The following is a 20870-nucleotide window of genomic DNA, read 5'->3' as shown; positions in this document are numbered from 1 at the left end:
GTTTTATTCAGAGACATAAAAAACTTTTTCGTGTCACTGAACCTATTAGGTTACAGAGCGACGTTGCTATCCTGGTAAAAGTTTTTTCTAAAGGACCGGTAAAATGTCATCTCTTGATTCTGAAGCTAAACCCGATAATGCAGGTCACAGCGTACTGGCTTTAACAACCTCTCATAGCCTGGTGGTTAGCTCTTCTGAAACATTTCTTCCAGATATGCGCAAAGAGCTCGGCATTATCGCGGATCTTGTTGAGTCCTATAATGATGAACTCTGCTTGTTGAAACACATGGCTGTCCAGTTCAAAACCCACAATCACCAGAAACTTTATTCTTATCTCTCAGGCTACAACCACAGTATCTCTGAAGCGGATGCCTTGTTCGCGGAAAACGCTCTGAGATCTGAATACTGGAAACGCGTTATGGCACTCACTGATGTTTTGCCTATCATGTCGGATGCCAAACGTAACGAATGGGATAAGCAGTTTACGGCCGACCGCTATATTATGCCGCCTCAGGTGATCCCTGATTTCACAGCTGACGCTGTAGTAGGCACAGTCGTTGCTTTGCTTAATGACCGCAATCAATTTATTAAAGAAAGGGTTTACGACGTCTTCCAGTCTCTGAGCCGCAGTCATAAGACAAACAAAGCTTTTGGGTTCTCCACCCGCATGATCACTACCGGAGTTTGCGAGCCGTCTAAATACCCCTGGCAGAAATTAAGGGTGGATTTTAAAGAGTCTGGCATTTCACCACTGAGCGAGCTCCGCGTTATATGCGCATTCTTCCGTGGCGAACAGGTGAAGGCGATCCATAACACCAAATCATTGGTTGAGGCGTTGGTCGAACATGAGGGGTTCAGAAAATGGATCTGCATCGATGGCAACAGTATTCGTTTCAGGGTTTACAAAAATGGATCAATGCATATTGACGTCCACCCTGATATCGCCGAGCGGCTTAACAATATTTTATCAGCTATCGTACCGCTGGCATTACCTGCCGACCGCATGGCTCATAGCAAGAAATCTTTGGAGGCATTCCCTGTACTTAAGCAGTGCATCGACTTTGATACCCGGATGCAGCTTTCTGAACTAATGTTTAAAAATGACGGGGACAATAAATGGAGTTGCTGGACATCTTTAGGGTCTCTCGCCGAACGCAAATCTTCGAGTGTTGCCGCTGACACCCTTCGGTTCTTAGGGGCAACAGTAACAAAATACGATGTGACATTTTCCTATGATCCGTGTGAGGTTATTCGTTACATCGGCCAGATAGGGGAGATGCCTGATATTGTATCGCATCAGTTTTACCCTTCATCTTGCCGAATCAGCGAATATGTATATTCCCTGCTCGGTGCAGGGGAAGGGGATACCCTCCTGGAGCCTAATATTGGCCATGCGGATTTGCTTAAATCATTCCCTGCCGGTGTGATCGTTACTGGCATCGAGCTTGATACTTTGAATTGCCTTATCTCCCGGGCTAAGGGATACGATACGACAGAAGCTGACTTCCTCACATGGTCTAAGTCTAATCAACAGAAGAAGTTTGATTATGTCGTGATGAACCCACCTTTTGCCGATAACCGGGCCAGGCTGCATCTCCAGGCAGCTGCATCTCATCTCGCAGCCGGGGGATCTCTAGCAGCCGTTCTTCCATTATCTCTTCAGGGGCTCGATAACCTTCTGGGGGAAGAATTCCGGACGGAATGGATGGACGTTTTTGAGAACGAGTTTGAAAACACGACCGTTTCGGTTCGCATCCTGTACGCCGAACGTATTCAACAAGAGGAAGTCCTATGAGCAACCAACCCACCAGCCTGCCAGAAGAAGATATTGAGTTTGTTATGGATACCTTTCAGAGGAGCATGGGTAAATCCAAACCTGTCAGGGATACTCAAATAGAGGGCGAGAAACCGCAAAGTAAAGAGTCCGCAAACTCAACTGAAAACCCCGGTTATGAAGAATTCTTTTAATTACGCTCATGATATCCTGGTGCAGTTATTTAGAATGATATTTGAGGGATGGGGGACATTGTGATTAAAAGGCGTAACATTCGACGATCAGTTTATGGATTGCTTATTGTTCTTATCGCCGGAAATGTGTGGTTAGGCCTTAGAGCTGATAAAATTCATAAAGTGCGTTATCAGGATTTCTGGTCACCGGCAACTGTGATTAAAGTAACTGTAATGCCTTCAACGAATGAAATCCAGCTCAGTGGTAAAATCCCTAAATCGGTAAGAGTTTCAAACAATTATGTTGAGTACTCGTTACCGGGCACACTCTCGGACAAGACCATTTACCGAAGCGTGTTAGAAGATGAGATGCTCACTTTGCTTAATGCTGGAGGTCAACTTGAAGTTAAATACACTCTGGACAAGCAGACAAATCGAACTAAGGTATGCACTAAGTGCTTACGGGTGATTAAAGATATTAACCATCAATATTCAGCCACTGAGGTAAAGCATGGGCAGTCCTAAATTTGAAATTGCTGAGCAAATTAAAATGTGGATCGTTGTTTATCTAGTTTGCTTTTTAGCACTTTACTGTGTGTTAAGCGCTCTACATGCGCTTTATGATCCGCTAAATTTACCTGCCCTGACGTGGCCTATCAGCTGGTTCGTGGTGCCTGAAATGACAAGTTTTGGCAGTGCATTATTAGCTTTTGTCCTAACGCCAGGCCTTTGCTCTATAATTGCTGTTTTATTCGGTAAGTCTACCTTTAAAAAAGCTAAAACAAAAATATAGAGTTAATTAGATTGGTGGCTCAGGTTTATAAAACCTCTCACTAGAGAGGTTTATTTATTATTTTTGACTGAGATTAACAGCGTTTTCCATAAATGTATCAATAACAACCGTAAGAGACTGGCTGGTACCATGGCTATACTCAGGCCAAGGTAAAAAAGGATATGAAGAATACGCCATCAACATGATACTGGTTGGGCAACGCCAGTCCGTTGGAACACCTTTACTGTAATGGACAATCATAGCCGGGCGACTACAATCAATATCTCCAGCGTTTTTATCGAGTACGAAAGTAGCCAGAACGCCGGTGTCCTTCTGGGATACGAAAACAAGGCTGTCAGTAAAAATAAAGGCCATTAAGGAAGAGGCCAGGAAAGCGCCAGTAAATAAGGACTTCTTCTCTTTCCAAACGCGTCGAGCATATAACCCCATTAGCGCTACCGCTGAAACCATTCCGGACCACTGAGCACCCAAAGAAAAATCTGTTACTGTTTTAGATGTCATACTTTCATTAATAGTAATCATTGCGACAATGAATGGTGATGCAATTCCAAGTGTTGCTAGGACTATCAGCGATATTTCAGACCGGTTTTCTTTAGCGGATCCTTTACTTATTGCAGACATTGCTCTGAACATAACGAATGTACTGTTGAGCATCAGAAAACAGCATAAGAGCATGTATAACATTGGGTTTCCTCAACCTAGAAGTGATGGTTACCCTGTTATTTTACATAAATTTGACTCAACAGATGCTTTTAAAATCTCGCTTCCTTGAATTTAAAAACATATCAGCACAATTGGCAAACATAAAGGAGCAGCGTCTATCAAAAGTTACTTTTATGATTGGTTGAATACTCATATTGAAGGCTAAAATCCAAAAAAGTGGGTACAAAAAGTTACTTTTGCGTCATCCAGATGCACTGCCGCCATTTTGCATTCTGTACGTTGGTTGCTTTCTCACTTGATGTCTCTTTTAACAGGCAAATTATCACTTTATCCGACCGGACCTTGTAGGCTGAATCCGTAGAATAAGGCTATAACCTATTCCCGGAGCATCATATGCGTAAAACTCTAATTGGCTGCATGGTTGCAACTGCCCTTGCTACTGTATCTTCGGCACATGCTCAGGTATTTAGCTACTCATTTACAGATACCAATAAGGCTGTTCGGAATATTAAGCCTGCAACACAAACATATCTTAATCCCGCTGGTGTTTTGACTCTGAACTTGATATCGGGTCTTGATCGGTACGAGCGAGTGACGGTCACACGAGACAGCGATAAAAAGGTTATGTATTCCTCCGTCTCGACCAAAACGAGCGTTGCAGATCGTATCGTTGCTGCCGATGGAACAGAATACTATGGAAAGGATATGGTTCTACCGGCGCTCGGAGAAGGGACCTTTACTGTAGTCAATGAAACTCTGGATATTCGCCAGACTGTAGTGAGCACATCTACTTATCATTTCATCGTTGATACAACTCCTCCACGCTATAAGAGTATTTATCCGAGTCAAAACGCAGGTTACGACATGGTACTTTCTGGGCCACTTTGGGAGTTGGGCCGAGGCGGTAGTGGCCAGTTTTCTATATTTGCAGACGGTATTGAGGATGCTAGTGGAATTGCCAAGATCCGTCTTGTCATTAAACGAAGTAATGGTTCTGTGGTCTCCGACAATAACCTGAGTTATGACACAGCCAATAAACGTGCGTTCTATCCGTGGATTAAAGATATGAACACCCAGGCTGGCATGCCCTCAAGTGATCTTGATGAAGAATTCACCTTCAATTTCATCGTTACGGACCTGGCAGGAAATACGCTTAACATTCCTCCCCAGCGGTTTTTATATGACGATCAAATGGGAGAATTTACGCCATTTGCAGTTCATGACTCACGTGTAAGCACCAGTGTTGTACCCGGCATTTCTTCGGGATACGTCCCGTTTAAACGAGGCCTTACAGTGCTGGAAAACCCCTACAAGTTGGTTATACGTATCCCAAGAACTAACTGGAAGCCATATCGAAATGGTGGCATGAGCATTACCAATAACTATGGCGGAGTACAGGTCCTTTCCGAAGATGCCACCTATGTCTACGTGGAAGTTAAGCTGCCACAGGGTGCCTTAGATGGAAACTACTATAGACCTGTGAATACATATCAATGGTCTGGAGGAGATCTTGGTCAGTATGCCAGCTGGCTCAACTGGGATCCTGCCTCTGTAAAGAGTCCGGCTTGGGGAAGTTCACCCATAGAACGACAAAAGGCTGATGGAACATGGTTCAACAGCGTAAACTGGAACCTGTTCAAGGCATCTGATATGCCTATAAAACTTACTAATATCCGGTTCAATGTACAGGCTAGGCCATATGATCAAAAAATCACTGGCGGAGCAACATGCAGTATTCCAGCTGGCTCAACAACCTGTACCGTCTCTTTGCCCCAGGATATTATAAATGGCACTACCGGCTATCTTCATAGTGGCTATGAAGTAAGGTCAACCACCGAAGCAACCTTCTTTGCCCCTATATGGGAGAATATAGCCTGGCATACACTGGGTCCCTCCGTCACTGGATTTGATTACATTGAAACCACCAACATTCTCCAAGTTTACGTGAATCAACCTGGAGATGGTTCATATTTCGACCATGTTTATGTAAATCGAGTTTGGTTGTCAGATAAAAACCGTAACAACGCAGAAATAAGCGTAACCGGCAAACAAACAGGTAGAAATATGGCGTCTGGGAACTACACGTATGAGTTCAACATGAAAGAGGTACCAGAAGGCAGTTATAACGTGGTAATTAATGCCCAAGATACATTCAACAATACCGGTAACCTCCCTTATCAAACTGTTGTCGTTGATAATACAGCACCATCTGTAAGTATTAGCTACGAAGGAAAACCGATCAGCAAAAACGTAACAGTATATGGGCTGGAGAACGTCCGTATACAGCTCACCGATGCTCTAACTAAACCATCCTTAAGCCGTATGACTCTTCGCGGTGGCCCTGTTTCTGATGCGGTGGAATTGTCTTGGGTGAATCTGGGAAACAACCTGTATGCACCTAATTATCCCAAGATCTTTCCGTCTCTTAATGAAGGCGAAACATACACTCTCACAGTTCAGGCCAAAGATGAGATGAACAACGTTAAAGAAAGCTCAGTCGAATTTAACTACCTTCCAAACAATCTCGTCAGGCTAGAGAATCTGAAAACCTTAGCTGTCAATGCTTCTCTCAAAACATCTGACAATACTCCTCTGGCTGTTCTGTATGCCAGCCAGCTGCGTAAAAAGGATGGTTCAATCGCTACAGGGCTTCAGGACGCAGTGCTTACTGTCCGTAAGGACGCTGCATTCGGCGTGACTGTAAATGGTGTTTCTGCGATGCCAGGTGAAAGCAAAGAGCTTCAACTGGATTTGGGGCTCGGGGACAGCCGTAGCTTTCCTATTTTCCCTGCTGTATCCGGCCTTACAGGCAGATCTGAGTTCATGATTAACATTGAAGAATTAAAATAAAGCAGGGCTGTTTTGCTGAAGCACAACGGCCGTCTTCTGATGCGCCGTAGCCCATGTTGTTGCAAATCAGTCCGACGTTCATTGCGTAAGTAACGCTTACTGCGGACCATGGTAGTGATTAGACTCACTACCATGGTCATTTCACCACATATCTTCTCTGCATTGCTCTTGTTGGGCAGACTAGTAACTCGTCACTAAATTGCAGCTTTTGTCTTGCTAAGTCGCTGGTATAACTGCACTACGAAATCGTCAAAAGATTTTATCCCTCATGTAGATCCAATAAATGATCCCAAAGGTGCCAGAGAGTACAAAGAAGATCCCGGTACGCTGTAGGCCGCATGGTTACTGGGCTGGAGCATTGTCACTGACAACAGTAGCGACATAAGTGACAACGGGAGTGACTTAAAAGACAATGGTAGAGACTATTTCGACGTTGGTAATGATTTTAAGTGACAATGGTAGTGAGGTTAGACTTAAACTTCCACTGTAAGGTAAGGTGACTCGCATTATTTAAATAAATTATTACTTTCAATTACTTGCGACACGAGTCTGCATGTATGCTTCTATTTCTCAAAAATTTATCCACCGAAAATGCCTGTGGCTGTGATTTAGCTTTGACGACAGTTTTTATCAGGGAGGCAAGTTGAGACCTGTATAAGAACTAAGCATTTATTTATCCCCATTTTCCACAAGGTAGTTCCAATAATTAGTACCTTAGTGTTCCTGATAGATCAAAAGAGATCCCCGCTGCCTCCAGGCCAGACGGCACAAGGCCTGAGACGTGATCAGTGACAACAGTAGTGATTATTTTGACATTGGTAGTGATTATTATAACGTTGGTAATGAGTTTTTTGACATCAGTAGTGATCAGAGCGACAATAGTAGTGACTTTTCATTAGATCTTTTTAACTTGATCTGATCCGTTGTTGATAAGAGTTGCAGGTCATTGTATGCAAAGAGTTTTTGCCAAGTTTTAATGAGTGGAGTCGTTTTTTTAGGTAGAACTTATGCACAGATATGGATCATCACAATGATCCATCCAGTGACATAGAGTTCGCTGGGGCTTACTATTCACCAATCTGTTTACACATTCAGTGATAACTTATTATGACTAAAGAGAAAGATACTGAGCAGCAGGACCTGGTCACCAGGGCTTTCTCTGTTAGAGAGAAAGAATCAGGTAAAGACATCATTTTGCGTCCTAACAGCAACCGTACGGTGCAGTCTATTGCTTTGATGCGGCTCGGGCTGTTCGTCCCATCACCAAAGAGTGTGGGGCGTCAAAATCGGGAATATAAAACGGTTGGCTTTGACGCAACGAAAGAGTTACAGACGCTCTCTTTAATGGAGAGCGAGGGGTTCACCAATATTTCAATTGTCGGTGAGCGTCTTGATATGTCAGTAGATTTTAAGACGTGGATGGGCATCATTCGAACCTATGCCAATCATCCGATTAACAATGACACGATAAGCTTAAAATTCACTGAATTCCTCAAGCTATGTACGCCTGAAAATTATCGCTCATCTACAGCGTCCAGAAAACGTATAGACGCCTCCTTACGCAGGTTAGCATCCGTTACCTTGTCGTTCACCAGTAATAACTCGTCCAAAGTCTATACAACGCATCTGGTACAGTCTGCCCTGTTAGACCCGGAATCAGATCAGGTTGTCCTTCAGGTTGATCCTAAGATTTTCGAGCTCTATCAATACGATCATAAGGTTTTGATGCAGCTGAAGGCAATTAAGGAGTTGGCCAAGAAGGAAAGCGCCCAGGCTCTCTATACGTTCATAGAGTCATTACCGCCAAATCCTATACCGATATCCCTTACTCGGCTGAAAAATCGTCTGAACCTCAAAACACGAGCAAATAGTCAGAATGCTACCGTGAGAAAGGCTCTTGAAGAGTTGGCATCGATAGGATACCTCCAGTACACCGAAATTAAGAAAGACGGAAAAGTATACTTCCAGATTCATAAGCGGGATCCCGATCTGAATTTGAACAATACTCAGCCTCCTTTAGAAGTGGTTGAAGATGAAGAAGAGAACTCAGGGTCTTCTGTTTTAGAAGGTGAGTTATGCCCACCAGCTGACCCGATAGACGGCGATGATGTTCTTACCGTCCATGATTTAACCGCTGAAGAACTGCGCTATATTCGTAGTCTTCGAAGCCAGAAAAAGAACAGCAACGCCAGCTAAAGTTAACCCGGCGGTTCAGGCTCCGGGTGCTAAATTACTTCTTCGATTTTCGTTAGTCCCAGCCCGCTCTTTCACGTCAACGGTAATGAGTCAAAAGTCATTACCGTTGTCATTGTTCTCTACCACCCTATGTAGATCGAGATTGCGAATTCAACGCTTTCTCCTGAGTCACCTGTTAACACCCGGTTTCTACGCTTTACTTCATTGGCCAGTACATCCAACGGAAAATATCGTAACGGGGTGACAATGGCAGTGAGTTGACCCACTCACTACCATCGACATTCAAATCCCGGCTTCTCTGGTAGCTATAGTGACAATGGTAATGATGTGTACCTTACTGGCATTGTCATTGTCCTCCGAGTGTGCGTTCAGCTTTGGGAGGACACCGGAACTTAATGCGGCGAGTCACGGCCATTGTGAATCTCGATTGGATTGGCGAATACGGCTTCCGGTTGGGCCAGATGTCAATGGTTATGCTTCATCCAGCTCATTACTGTAGTCATTGCCGTTCAGCTGAGCTGATGCTCCTCTCATTCTATGTGGCGACAACGGTAGTGAGCCCAGAAAGTGACTACCGTTGTCATGGCCGTCCAGTAGAGCGGGTCAACCTCTTAAATCACAGGGTGACAACGGTATTGAGCCCAGAAAGTCACTACCGTTGTCATGGACGTCTGGTTAAGCGGATCTACCTCTCAATTCACAGGGTGACAATGGTAGTGAGCCCAGCAAGTCACTACCGTTGTCATAGTCGTCCCGTTGAGCAGATCAACCTCTTAACTTACAGGATGACAACGGTAGTGAGCCTATTAAGTCATTACCGTTGTCATTGCCATCCAGAAGAGCGGATGATCCTCTCAATTCATACGGCGACAATGGCACTGAGCCCAGCAAGTCACTTCCGTTGTCATAGCCTTCCAGAAGAGCAGATGAGCCTCTTAATTAACAGGGTGACAACGGTAGTGAGCTCATTAAGTCATTACTATTGTCATGGCCGTACAGCTGAGCTGATCATCCTCTCAATTCACACGCCGACAATGGTAGTGAGCTATTAAAGTCACTACCATTGTCATAGACGTCCAGTTAAGTGGACCATCCTCTCAATACACACGGTGACAACGGTAGTGAGCCATTAGAATCACTACCGTTGTCATTGCTTTTCAGGTGCACTGATAAGGCTCTCAATAGACACGACGACAATGGCAGTGAGCAATTAGAGTCACTTCCGTTGTCATTGCTTTCAGCTGAGCTGATAAGGTACGTCATTTACACGATGACAATGGCAGTGAGCCAATCGAGTCACTACCGTTGTTAATGCCGACCAACCGAGGGAAGGGTCCGCTCAAAGAACTGAGTGACAACAGTAGTGAGATCATCCAATCACTACCATTGTCAGCTTAAACCTGTAGGACGAAGAGGCTTGTCCGATAAAATGACGACAATGGAAATGAGCCTATCCATCACTACCACTGTCATTAAAGTCCAGCGGTTCAACGTTAATCAGTAGCTCCGGATGACAATGGTTGTGAGTCAGGCAATTCCCAAGCATTAAGTGACAGCAGCGTAACACCTCTAAGCTCACTCCTGTTGTCAGGGGTTAGGGTATTGAGTCTCTACCGTCGTCAGTGTTTCTGAGACACCAGTATTGCAGATCACTACAATTGTCACTTAAGTATCGACGGGGGAATAGATGCAAGTGACTGGCTAACCAGTACCAGTTTAGATTCAAAACGATCCCATCTTTGTGGATGCACTTGAGTAAGCTCGTATGACGATATGTCAGAGAAGTGACAACGGGAGTGAGTTGCCGGACTCACTACCGTTGTCATCCCCGGTTGAAGGAAGAGGATCCCCGGGGCTGTATATTTACCGGGTATCCTTACTCAAGGGTTTCGACACTCACTCCCATTGTCGTAATCAACGAGTGTGCATTGTCTTTTAAAAGCATCGCTGGAAACGTACGATTAAAGTAACTTTTCTTTCGGTTCTTCCTTGCGAATCTCTGAAGACGTACTGGCTGATCGGAGTCAAGGAGGGCAGTAAAATTGAAGCCGTCAGTTTTACTGTCGGCTCCGGGTAGTTACTTCAACTCGTCGATCTGAATCATGAATTCTGAGGTGCCAACTTTCCCATTTTCGGAAGGATAAACGGGTAACAGAAGATTATCCCCCTGGCCCATATCTATTTGCACCTCAACTGACTCACCTGGAGCCGCCTGTGCCCCGTTAAATTTAATACCGAAGGCTGCATCCTTCCGCACAGTCAGCGTTGCGTTCTGGACCCCTTTAGCAATTTCTCCATTTGTCTTACGCAGAACGTTAGTGGACAGGTACGCAAGGGGTACGCCATCTGTCGTTTTGAGAGGCGAACTGACCGATAATGTGCGTAGATTATGTAACTGCACAAGGTTATTCGGTAGATAACTGAACTTCTGAGTATAGGTTTTGGTATTCGACTGACTATCGGCAACTGTTACGCTAATTGAATAATTTTCAGATGGTTCGAAATTTGGGAACAGCCTCGGATACTCAGGCATGTATGTATCTTTGCCTGCCGGTGACCACGTAAGCTCAACGTTATCAGCTGTGGGGCCACCTACGAGCTGAAGACGGGTTATCCTCGGGGTTGTCAGATTATCTGCCAGAGCGATCCTGAGGTTCTCCAGGCCGTACACTACCGTATCGTCTTTTACCGGCTTTCCGTCGAATGTTATGGCCACTGTCGGAGGAGTGTTATCCAGAGCAATTTCTCCGAAAGTTTTATTGGTCTGGTTCTGGAAGAAGTCCCTGATGTTGACCTCAACGTTGTATTTTCCTTCAGACTGACGGGATAAATCATAAGCAATCGTGTAGTTACCTGAGATACGAGATTTGATTACGCCTGTGGGTGACATCCGGGTACCGGTGTTCTTATCGGAAAGATAAAATTCCCTCAATGAGACCGAGTCGAACCAGTTACCATCGCCTTCAAGTGACGCCAGTACATCCAGCTGCTTGTTAGTCTCGTCATATGATATCGAGTTTATTACCGGCAGTTGTTTATTGTTCCAGCGTGTCATAATCCATTGCTCAGACCGCAAAATGGGATTGCTGATGCTGCGAACGAAGTAAAGGATCCTATTGTAGCCCTGGGTACCCAAGGCCATATCAAACGTCTCAGGCGCTTCACACGAGGTTTTTCCTGCCGGAATGGTGCAGGTCGCCTTACCGCCGATCTCTTGTGCAAAGGGCCGGGCTTCAACGTTAAAACGAAGTCGGGAAATTTTAATTGGCAGTCGTGATGAAGCCACACTCTCAAAATCCTTCCACTTAACCCAGTTCCCCTTGTCATCGAGGAAATCTACCCAGGTACCCGCAAATGCAGGCGTTTGGTTTGCAGATGGGTTTAGAACGAGGCTGTATGACGGATAATACCCTCCCCACTGGCCAAAGTTCGCCATACGAGCCATATCCCCATTAATTGAGCCATAGGGAAGAGTCATTTCAACATAAGCATAAGTGCTGTCTACAGCTATCTCTTTGGGGGCGGAATATTGATTGATGAACTGAAGCCCACCTTCTGAATAAGCACGGTAGTTAGATTTTGGGATCCGGTAGACTAATCGAATAGGGTTTTCGTTAACGACCATACCGGCTTTGTAAGCCGGATAATTAGAAACCCCGGGTACGACGCTGGAAGACGTATTTGGATCATGAACGGCCCACAGTGTCATCTCACCCAGCGTGTTGTCGTAGCGAAATTTTTGAGTTGGCAGCGTTCGGCTATTACCTGCGTTATCGAAGATAACAACTTTTGCAGTAAAGTCTTCATCCAGGTTGCTGTCTGGTATTCCGGTTCCCTTAACTGAATTCTTAGAGTAAGTGTGGTACATCTTTTGGCCGGATACGTCATACTGCATCTGTGTAGTGCTGTAGAGGCTACCGTCCTGCCTGTAAATATATATTAGGCCCTTATCAATACCATTTGCATCACTTACGCCCGAAGAGGTGAAGTCATACTGCCCCGTTGCCTCTAATCCAAGCTTCCACACGTCACCAGCGGTAGAGCCAGAACCAGTATTAGCGGTAAGAGCATTTGCCGCTGGAGGGGTGACATCAATTAGCCAGTTATAGTTATAGGTCGCTACAGGCTTCTGATTGAGATCTAACACGTTTATCTGAACGACAAATTTGCCTTCACCCAAAGCAGGCAAAGTTACTTTTTTGCCGTAGAACTCACTACCGTCAGCAGCTGTTAGTCGGTCTGATACACCCGTCCGTGTAGTCGTAGTATTAAGAATGACAGTTCCAGTGTCTTTCGTGACTTTGACATTAACGAAACGATCAAGACCTGAAATAAGTGTCAAAGTTACCGGTGATGCCGGATTAAGCATAAGACGAGAAGACGGGGCGTGGATCTCAATACCGTTCGTGTCTTTAAAGGCCGATTCATATATCTGAGCTGGGGCCTGAACAGACATACCGAGTCCGGCTACAGCAGTAATAAAAGCGAGATGTTTCATTCTTATTCCCCTTTAGGTTTGGTGTTATTTTAAGCTTTTCCTAAAGGTCACTATGTTCGTAAAAGTATAAAAAACTTCTCCATATGGTGCTCGAAATTACAAATCTATAATTTGCCTTTCGACAAACCTTATTGTGCGTTCAGGACGGAAATCTTTCTTTTTGGAATTACATCTGACATTTCTGTGGTGTCCAAACTGGCAACGATTGCAAAACTTATAACATTAGCCTGAAACTATCGGCATCCACATATCGCATTAAGTGATGCTTTTACTTTATGTAAAAAAGAATCAGGATAAATTAGGTATGTCAGATATAAATGCGTTAACGGACGGCATATATGAATCAAAACCTGGCGGCATTACGCCACCAGTCGAGAGGGGAGTGAACCTCAGTCAGTACGTCTACCTTCGTTCCGCAAGGCGCTTCTTGTTGTGAATTACAAACTGCCCTGGCGAGAACTGCATCATTTCACCCCTAGCAACACACGTGCCTCTTCAACGGTTTGCCAAGAAGGCATTGCTACGCCAGATTGAGTGCCGTTGCCCCTGCGCTCACCTGTGTCACATTCTACATAAAGACGCATCAGCATCGCTTCTGTTTCAGCGGCCCGGCTATTATCCATTACCAGTTCTGCTGCGCGTCGTAGCTGTTCTGGAATGTCATTCCACATTCCCGCACCACTTCTGTCTTTGTTAGTGAGCAAGTCTTCAATAGCAGATGAAGCCATGTTAAGCAGGTCAGCCGAAACTAAAGGCATCGGCGGGGCGGTATAGAGGATTCGACGTCTTCCGCGTCTGTCTGGATCGTATTTATCATAAAAAGCTTTGTTCACATCTTCCCAGTGCCACTGAAGTTGCCCGGTTGCGTCATGGTGGCAAAACTCGCACTGATAAACAGGCGCAATCGACATAACTGCCTTTCCAATACGTGCCAGTACAGCAACTTCGTCAGCTCTGAGACTCATTGCTTCGCTTGGGTTACTACCCTCGGCAAATTCCAAAATTTGTTCAATACGTTCTGGTGTGAAAGTGGTCATAGGCTTTGAAAACATATTTTTCCAGTTGTGCTTACCATATCATCAGGCATTAGGAGCGTTAGCGAATAATTAACAGGTCAGGACCAAAACTAAATCCTTCCCCCATACGGTCTTCATGACGGGAGACATATGCCTTACCGTATTTCTCCAGATCCTGTAAGCGATCTTTTGCCAGATTCCACGAGTATTCCTGGCCCCACACGGGTCCGTCACGCCCGTCAAAGCGGTCAGGTTTACAATTTGCTTTCAGAAGAGCGTAGACATGCTCCACCGTGGGTAGCTGCAAAGCACTATTAGCCTGAGAAACGGCAGTATGCGTCATTTCTGTTCACTCTTTATTGATTTAGTCAGTTAAGCCGGTCAGGTAACTTTAACCGGCTACTCGTATTAAGATTTCTTTCCGGTTGCTTGTCAGTTAGCGGCGAAGATCAATTTCAAGGCGGGCTGTTTTGACCTTTGTTCCGGACTCCCTAAATGTATCATCCGGAAGAGGCGAAATTTGTCCGCCAAGTTGTTTGACTCGCTCCCTGAGCGCTTTTGTCAGTGTGTCTTCCCGGAACAATACCCCAGCTGACAGAATGGCCTGTAAGCGACCTCGCTTAGCGAGCATTGCGATGGCATGCATGACATGTTTAACGTCAGAGCGTTTAAGGAATGGTGGATTCATAACGATAACATCAAAAGTTTCATCGGGCTGGTACCCAAGAAAGTCGGTATGCACCAGCTCGACTCCTGTGCTAAGGACACTATCGTTCTTCACTGCAAGGAATCGCTCATCGTTCAATTCGATCCCGGTAATCAATGCATCCGGAGCCGCCAGTTTTAAGGCTTTCAGAATGCGGCCATCACCAAACTCTGGCTCCAGTACACGCTCCCCGGCAGCTGGTTCAGCGCGTAGAACCATATCTGTGACTAAATTCTCAGGTGTAGGGAAGAAATTGAACAGATCTCGTGGGATGTCAACCGAACCTGTCAGAATGATTTGCTCGATACGCTCAGCTGCATCCGCCGTAAAAATATGTGCCTGCTCTTTTCGGTTCCATTTGCCACCGGCGGCTTCGAGCACTTTGTTTGTCTTAACATAAATGCTGCGGTCGAGCTGGTCGGCCAGGAAAAGAAAGTTCCCTTCAGCACGGCAGCGAGATAAGACGTTCAGAACTTCAGTTGAGATTTGCATTAAAACTCCATTAAGAGGATTTACCCGCCTGGCGGCAGCGGGTTGGTTACTTAAACGGGACAATTCAGATTTGGCCTTGGTTAGTCGGCAGACAACAGCAGGGATGGGCTGTTATAAGAGAAGCGGTCAACGGGAGCCTTATCAAATCGCTGACCGCTTGCATCAGGGGTCAGAACGAGTCCGTTATGGGCGCAATGAATGTGGAGCAACATATCCCCGCCGGTGTTGATGTGTAAGGCAGGCACACCCTGATCGATTTCGAACATGACACCAAAACAGGGGTTACCTTCCTTGTTAACAACTTCACAGTGGATGTTATGTTGGCCGGTAACGCTGACCTGATAGGCCTGACTGTCCTCTTCTGGCAGTGTTTCCTCCTCCAGGCGCCAGTCCTGAAGTGTGAGGCTAATTTCAGGGGTGTCATGCTCTTTCTGAAGAGCCTGGATACCTTTACGGAACAGCTGCATCATTTCAGGAGTAAGGCAGTCTTCCTCAGCTCCAAAATGTTCTTTCCAGCCTTCAGGATCTGCATACATCCAGACGTTTTTAGCGAGCGAAGGTAAGGAAGCATCAGGCTCTACAAGGAGGTGAGGGATGTTCTCTTTGATTCCGAGATAACGTACCGGCTGGCCATTAAGCGGTAACCCATCCGACACTGTAACTTCTGTTCCTGGCAAGACGACGCTGTTTACCAGACCTCCACAATGTTCGGCCACCACGCGGCCTAAATCTGCCATAAACATCCGATGCTTTTCTGGTGAGTCCAGCTCACCAAGGAGTTCAGGTTTAAGCAGTAAACCGGTAATAATCTCAGTCAGTTCACGAGGAGATACTAATTTATACATTTTGTTTTCCTTTTCTGTGTTGGCTTTATATTACCAATCCAGATGCACGAGCTAATAACCTCCAGACAACTTTTTCAAAAATTATTTACTTAAAGCAGGGTGCTAATATGCGCAAGAAATGAATTTAGGAAGGACGGCTTCAAATTTAACTTTTTGGTTTTTTATTTTAGACGGACTTTAAAATAGCATCGTTGATAAAATAATAAACATGGTTTGTTTTTTTGTTTGTATTGACAATCAAATGGGTATAAATTAATTTACTTACATGGCGTATATTTAACGCCACCGCCCCGGCGGCACCGGGCATAAAAGGAAAACCATTTTGAAACCGATGCTCAAAAAAGATTTTTTTTCAGCTATTGAAAACCTTCTCAAAGCTGGCTTTCAACCTCGCTTTTACACTGTTAACAGTGGCCGAATCGGTCTCATTACATTCACTGATAAAAATGGAACAAAACAGGTTGAACAGGTTTATTCCTGCACTTCTTTAGCCGCCAATACTTTTGGAAAGCGCTTCACCACTTGGTTAGAAGAAATTTTTCAAAAGCATAATGAAGAAAAAGTAGCTGATTCCGGGTTCGAGGTTGGTAGCCGTGTCTGGGATAAATTGATGTATACGTTGCGCACCATTTCAGAAATTCGTGCCGGGGGGGTGCTGGTGCTGGATAACGGTGCACAGCGTACACTGGATGAAGTGCAAAAAACGGCACCTGAAACAAACCAGGTGGAGCCAAAGGAAATCTCTTCACTTCAGGAGCTGCTGAACGCTTCCAAAAATCTGGAGCCGACTTCGCCTGAGCTAATTGCGGCTCTTAATGAGGCTCTGTCAACCGCCATAAAACGGTGAATGCAACGGCAGTCTGGCACATCAGGCCTTGTCAGAGATTAGGCCTGAAAAGCACTTACGTACCGATATAACACCTAATTCCCCTCTAAGGAGATTGCCCTAAATGGCGATGAATAAAAAAGAACAAGCCGCGTATGATGAGCTGGTGGCACAGGCCAGAATAAACCGCGCTTTACGCTGGTCTGACTATGGCGTTGAACGCGATATGCCCGTACCAGAGGTCTCGGGGGAATACCAAAACGGCTGGAGCTTCAACACCGCCACTGGCACTGTTTATCCGACATGGAGCGGAACTACGGTTCACGGCACACGGGAAGAGGGAGAGGTTGTCGATGCAACCTCCCGCCGCATGCGAGGCATGAATGGTAGCCAGAACGGCATACCACAATACAGCACCAAAGAACGCGCCCTGAAGGCATTACGCTGTTCGCTTGAAATCAAGTTTGCCATGCAGCTGGATGCCATAGATAAAGCTATCGCAAAAGAAATAGAGCTGTCCACCGCTCGCCGGGAGAGCGATACATCAGATGCCTAGCGGTAAACCATCAATTCAGGCCCGTGATCAGAGGGGCCTTAACGCCCTGAAAGAGGCGGTTCCAGCGACGGCACAACTACAGATGCGGGTTACCCCTGAACGTAAACTGCGTTACGTCAATCAGGCAAAGGCCGAAGGTCTGGGTCTAACAGACTGGGTCCAAAAGCATATGGATAACGTGTGTGATCTGGCAGGCCAGCCTGAAATAACCATGTACAAAGATGATGGAGAAACAAGTGGCCAAAAATAACAACAGTCTCAAACAGCATGTCTTCAATATGCTGTCGGCTGGCAGCGAACTTAAAGAAGTGAAGCGTTTTCTCACCAGCAAGCGAGTTAAAGCCCGCCTGGCAGTGTCAATGATCCACGAGCAGGCGATTGCTGTGCAGAACACTGAATACCAGAATTATCCGGCTTATAGCTAACTGGTAACAACAATTACAGAGAGATACTTAAAATGAGCGTAAACCCAGAATACACCAGGGTTCAGCATGTCCAGATTATTCGCGAGCGAGATGGGCAGAAGGAAGTTGTTCGAGTCTATGATGAAGATGGCGACGTGGTTCTGTGTTTACCTGCCTACATTCAGGATGAGGAAATAAATCTTATTCTGCGCCGGTTGAATGACGTATATTCAGTCGGATATCGTGTAGGTGATGCAGCCCGCCGCCGCGCCATCAAAAAAGCGCTGGGGGATGATGAGGAGTAAGGCCATTTTTACTGGCAAGATATCTGTATACCGGAGTCTTTAGAGTACGTTCTAATGGCTCCGGATTATTAATACTGTTTTACTCATGCAATAAAAAGCAAACCAAAATTCTTTCGCTAATTCATTTTTAAATGCTCAAATCATTAAATGTAAGGAGCGTTATTTATCAATAGGTATGGCGTTCTTAATGGCTATTAAGCTAGTTCTGCTTTCGCTTGCTTCTGGAAATTAGGGAAACCTAATTTTACCCTATCAAAAAGTAACTTTTCTGGTTTTGTTGCATTCACGTAAACAAAAAAGTCCCGCCGGGCAGAAAAGAAAAACATCAAAAATAGCTATTTTCCCGAAAAGATCACGAACACTGAAAAAGTATCATGGGGAACCTGATCAGGAGACAACCCATGAAAATCAAACTAGCCCTGCTTATTGCATTTGCAGGTTTCAGCGCAGGAGCTTCCGCTGAAATCGCAGAATTCAGCTTTAAAGATACCCTGAACGTTAAAAAGACCGTATCGCCTGCATCCGTATGGATTAATCCGGTAACGAGCTTTGACGTTGCCGTTATTTCCGGTCTGGACCGTTATATTACGCTCAGTCTGCTGAAAAGTGACGGGAGCCTCATCTGGAGCACGAAAAGCAGCCTGGTTACCGTTGATGACCGTACCACATCTTCGACAGGCTTTGATTATTACGGCAAGACTCTGACCGTACCAGCGATGGGAGAAGATAGCTTCACCCTCAGAGAGGTGATTACCGACTTGCAAGGGAAGGAGGTCTCCCGGCAGGATTACCCGCTTGCAATTGACCGAACGCCTCCGGCAACGGGTACCATAAGTTATACGAGAAATGGGTGGAACTTTGGCAGCGAAGCGATCTTCACTTCAGTACCAGCCGGTATGCAGTACGCCAGCGTCCAGGCACTGGTCTTTAATGGACTGAGTGATAAAGGTTCCGGGCTTGCTAATGCTGAATATTTCATAACCGATGCCGCTGGAGTGGAGCGTAAAAAGCCAGCGGAAATTAATACAGTGGAAGGTAGCGTAACCGTTCAAGTCGCCGACGCAAGCAGCAATGCCCTGGCACCGGAAAACCGCTCTGAATATAAAGTGGGGATCTACCTTTATGACAAAGCGGGAAACAGGAGCGAACTAAGCCGCCGAAGCGTAATTGATCGGGTTAAGCCTGACGATATCATCCAGGTGCAGGACGCCACTACCGGATCATGGGTCTCCTATCAGTCTGGCATGACCGTCTTCCAGAACCCTATTTCCGTACGGGTATTAAGGAAGAAAAGTGACTTTACTGCTGTTAACGGTTCCAAATATGGCTGGGCGGACTCGAATTTCCAGACGTCCGATAGCACTTATAATATCTATACTTTCAAATACATATATCCAAATGTGGGGGATACTTATCATGAATTTCAGACTCTGGCGGGAGGAGTAAGACGAATTCATCATAACTCCCTCAACTTCACTCCAGCCCCGGCGATGGAAATAGCCCCGAAGATAGTGGCTAAAGAGATGTACCGGAGTGATACCAGTGAGTGGTTAACTCAGGCCTCAATCAGCGTTAAAACCGCCACCATTAGCCGCATAAAGGTAACCGCAGAACCCCGACCATACGTGCAAAAGTTCAGAACGGTAAAAAATGCAGCCTGGTTCTGCACTATTCCTGTCGGACAAAGTTCATGCGAGATGACGGTTAACTTCAACTACACCAGTGACAAAGGATTTGAGTATCTGCATCTTTACTCGGGAAAAGATGGTGACAGCATATTCGATGCGCTTGCTGGTAATTTTACGGTTATCTGGGATAACAACCCACCGGTGGTTAATGTCGCTCAGGTAAACAAGGCCTCCAAGACAATCACTATGACGGCCACCGATAATGATCGCGTCAACGCCTGGAACATCAGCTACTGGGATACCAAAGTTTTCGAAGCCACCCTTAAAAATGCCCGGGGGGAAACTTTCACCCTGAAGCCTGTGACTGTCAGTGAAAGCGATTATAAAACCAAAAACGCCACTTTCTCATACGCTGGTCTACCGGACGGGGATTATACGGTTGTTAGCGTGTCTGCCACGGATCTTGTTGGAAACACAGGAACCAAAACGCTTAATGCACCGCTGAAAATTGACTCAACGCTTCCGGTTATTGCGTTCAGCTTTAATGGCGCAGACGCAGAAGGAAAACTGGTTAAAGGGCTTGAGAACCTACGCATAAGCGTTACTGATGCCTCTGGGGATGCTTCCCTGATATCGCTTCAGCTCGCTGGTGGACCTAACTCTGAAAAGGTCACCCTTGCATTCACGCCGCTATCCAAGGATGTCTTTATTCCTGAATACCCCAGAATCTTCCCCAATACTGACGAATCGGGACAGATGTATCATCTGGAGGCTCTGGCTATTGACGAATCAGGTAACCGGACCACTAAAACGCTTAATTTTACCTACCAGCCAGCTAACCTGATTATGCTGGATAATCTCAAGACGCTGGCCACAGCCGTAGCACTGAAAGCAACGGACAACACGCCGCTGGCCATCATCCGAACCAGTGTGTTGCGTCGTCAGGACGGTTCTATCATTACCGGACAGTTAAACGGAACCCTGACTGTTCAGAAAAACGCCCAGTTCGGCGTTACGGTTGCCGGAGTTACGGTCCAGCCTGGTGAGGCTTTGTTGAATAAATCGAACTTTTGCTGAGTTGAAGGATCAGATCACGCATCTTCCCGACAACGCAGACCGTTCCGTGGCAAAGCAAAAGTTCAAAA

General features: G+C 45.7%; 18 protein-coding genes. 12 read left to right on the top strand and 6 right to left on the bottom strand.

What is annotated here, in order from left to right:
* The first annotated feature begins 103 nt into the window (after positions 1-103).
* From ACNQ0T_RS21385 to ACNQ0T_RS21370, 4 genes are read left to right on the top strand one after another with little or no spacing between them, the layout of a single operon-like run.
* Complete coding sequence (locus ACNQ0T_RS21385; RefSeq protein ID WP_000096325.1) at positions 104-1795, top strand: DUF4942 domain-containing protein; 1692 nt, start codon at positions 104-106, stop codon at positions 1793-1795.
* Positions 1792-1968, top strand: a complete 177-nt coding sequence (locus ACNQ0T_RS21380; protein ID WP_000070862.1) for a hypothetical protein — start codon at positions 1792-1794, stop codon at positions 1966-1968. The genes ACNQ0T_RS21385 and ACNQ0T_RS21380 overlap by 4 nt, the downstream gene beginning before the upstream one ends.
* A 60-nt stretch (positions 1969-2028) precedes the next feature.
* Positions 2029-2472 (top strand): hypothetical protein, encoded by a 444-nt coding sequence (locus tag ACNQ0T_RS21375; RefSeq protein WP_001805248.1) that lies wholly within the window; start codon positions 2029-2031, stop codon positions 2470-2472.
* Complete coding sequence (locus ACNQ0T_RS21370) at positions 2459-2740, top strand: hypothetical protein (RefSeq protein WP_000535423.1); 282 nt, start codon at positions 2459-2461, stop codon at positions 2738-2740. The genes ACNQ0T_RS21375 and ACNQ0T_RS21370 overlap by 14 nt, the downstream gene beginning before the upstream one ends.
* 57 nt (positions 2741-2797) lie before the next feature.
* On the opposite strand, the gene ACNQ0T_RS21365 is transcribed toward ACNQ0T_RS21370, so the two are convergent.
* Entirely contained in the window at positions 2798-3424 is a 627-nt protein-coding gene (locus tag ACNQ0T_RS21365) for a hypothetical protein (protein WP_000966518.1), read from the bottom strand.
* A 372-nt stretch (positions 3425-3796) separates the two neighbouring features.
* Here ACNQ0T_RS21365 and ACNQ0T_RS21360 point away from each other — a divergent pair, with 372 nt between their 5' ends.
* Positions 3797-6253, top strand: a complete 2457-nt coding sequence (locus ACNQ0T_RS21360) for an Ig-like domain-containing protein (protein WP_001232713.1) — start codon at positions 3797-3799, stop codon at positions 6251-6253.
* 1107 nt (positions 6254-7360) lie between these two features.
* A complete protein-coding gene (gene repHI2 / locus ACNQ0T_RS21355) occupies positions 7361-8449 on the top strand; it encodes an IncHI-type plasmid replication initiator protein RepHI2 (RefSeq protein ID WP_000159528.1) in 1089 nt (362 codons plus the stop codon).
* Between the two features lie 2077 nt (positions 8450-10526).
* Here repHI2 and ACNQ0T_RS21350 read toward each other — a convergent pair.
* The 5 genes from ACNQ0T_RS21350 to ACNQ0T_RS21330 all read right to left on the bottom strand — a co-directional run bounded on the left by ACNQ0T_RS21350 (position 10527) and on the right by ACNQ0T_RS21330 (position 16006).
* Complete coding sequence (locus ACNQ0T_RS21350; protein WP_000681217.1) at positions 10527-12947, bottom strand: Ig-like domain-containing protein; 2421 nt, start codon at positions 12945-12947, stop codon at positions 10527-10529.
* 464 nt (positions 12948-13411) lie between these two features.
* The gene (locus ACNQ0T_RS21345; protein ID WP_000491820.1) at positions 13412-13999 is read right to left on the bottom strand and encodes a hypothetical protein; all 588 of its coding nucleotides are present in this window, start codon (positions 13997-13999) and stop codon (positions 13412-13414) included.
* Between the two features lie 43 nt (positions 14000-14042).
* Positions 14043-14306: a hypothetical protein gene (locus ACNQ0T_RS21340; protein WP_000149862.1), complete on the bottom strand. Its 264-nt coding sequence runs from the start codon at positions 14304-14306 to the stop codon at positions 14043-14045.
* A 93-nt stretch (positions 14307-14399) separates the two neighbouring features.
* Positions 14400-15161 carry a methyltransferase gene (locus tag ACNQ0T_RS21335; RefSeq protein WP_001447802.1) on the bottom strand — a complete coding sequence of 254 codons (762 nt, stop codon included), beginning with the start codon at positions 15159-15161 and terminating at the stop codon, positions 14400-14402.
* Positions 15162-15241: 80 nt separating this feature from the next.
* Entirely contained in the window at positions 15242-16006 is a 765-nt protein-coding gene (locus ACNQ0T_RS21330) for a hypothetical protein (RefSeq protein WP_000277498.1), read from the bottom strand.
* A gap of 331 nt (positions 16007-16337) precedes the next feature.
* Between ACNQ0T_RS21330 and ACNQ0T_RS21325 the strand changes: the two genes are divergently transcribed.
* The 6 genes from ACNQ0T_RS21325 to ACNQ0T_RS21300 all read left to right on the top strand — a co-directional run.
* Complete coding sequence (locus ACNQ0T_RS21325; RefSeq protein WP_012695482.1) at positions 16338-16853, top strand: hypothetical protein; 516 nt, start codon at positions 16338-16340, stop codon at positions 16851-16853.
* Positions 16854-16956: 103 nt separating this feature from the next.
* Positions 16957-17388 (top strand): hypothetical protein, encoded by a 432-nt coding sequence (locus ACNQ0T_RS21320; protein ID WP_001251242.1) that lies wholly within the window; start codon positions 16957-16959, stop codon positions 17386-17388.
* Between the two features lie 236 nt (positions 17389-17624).
* Entirely contained in the window at positions 17625-17813 is a 189-nt protein-coding gene (locus ACNQ0T_RS21315) for a hypothetical protein (RefSeq protein WP_001107529.1), read from the top strand.
* Positions 17814-17845: 32 nt separating this feature from the next.
* Positions 17846-18097, top strand: coding sequence for a hypothetical protein (locus tag ACNQ0T_RS21310; RefSeq protein ID WP_000115760.1), 252 nt, complete (start codon positions 17846-17848; stop codon positions 18095-18097).
* Positions 18098-18498: 401 nt separating this feature from the next.
* Positions 18499-20802: an Ig-like domain-containing protein gene (locus tag ACNQ0T_RS21305; RefSeq protein WP_416014708.1), complete on the top strand. Its 2304-nt coding sequence runs from the start codon at positions 18499-18501 to the stop codon at positions 20800-20802.
* Between the two features lies 1 nt (position 20803).
* Positions 20804-20870, top strand: a 67-nt coding sequence (locus tag ACNQ0T_RS21300) for a hypothetical protein (RefSeq protein ID WP_225541151.1), incomplete at its 3' end; no start/stop codon positions are given.

The sequence above is a fragment of the Enterobacter cloacae complex sp.6700776 genome (genome assembly GCF_048284255.1).
GTDB classification, from domain to species: domain Bacteria; phylum Pseudomonadota; class Gammaproteobacteria; order Enterobacterales; family Enterobacteriaceae; genus Enterobacter; species Enterobacter intestinihominis.
Note: the sequence above shows the minus strand (reverse complement) of the source record. Positions and strands in the feature narration are given on the sequence as shown.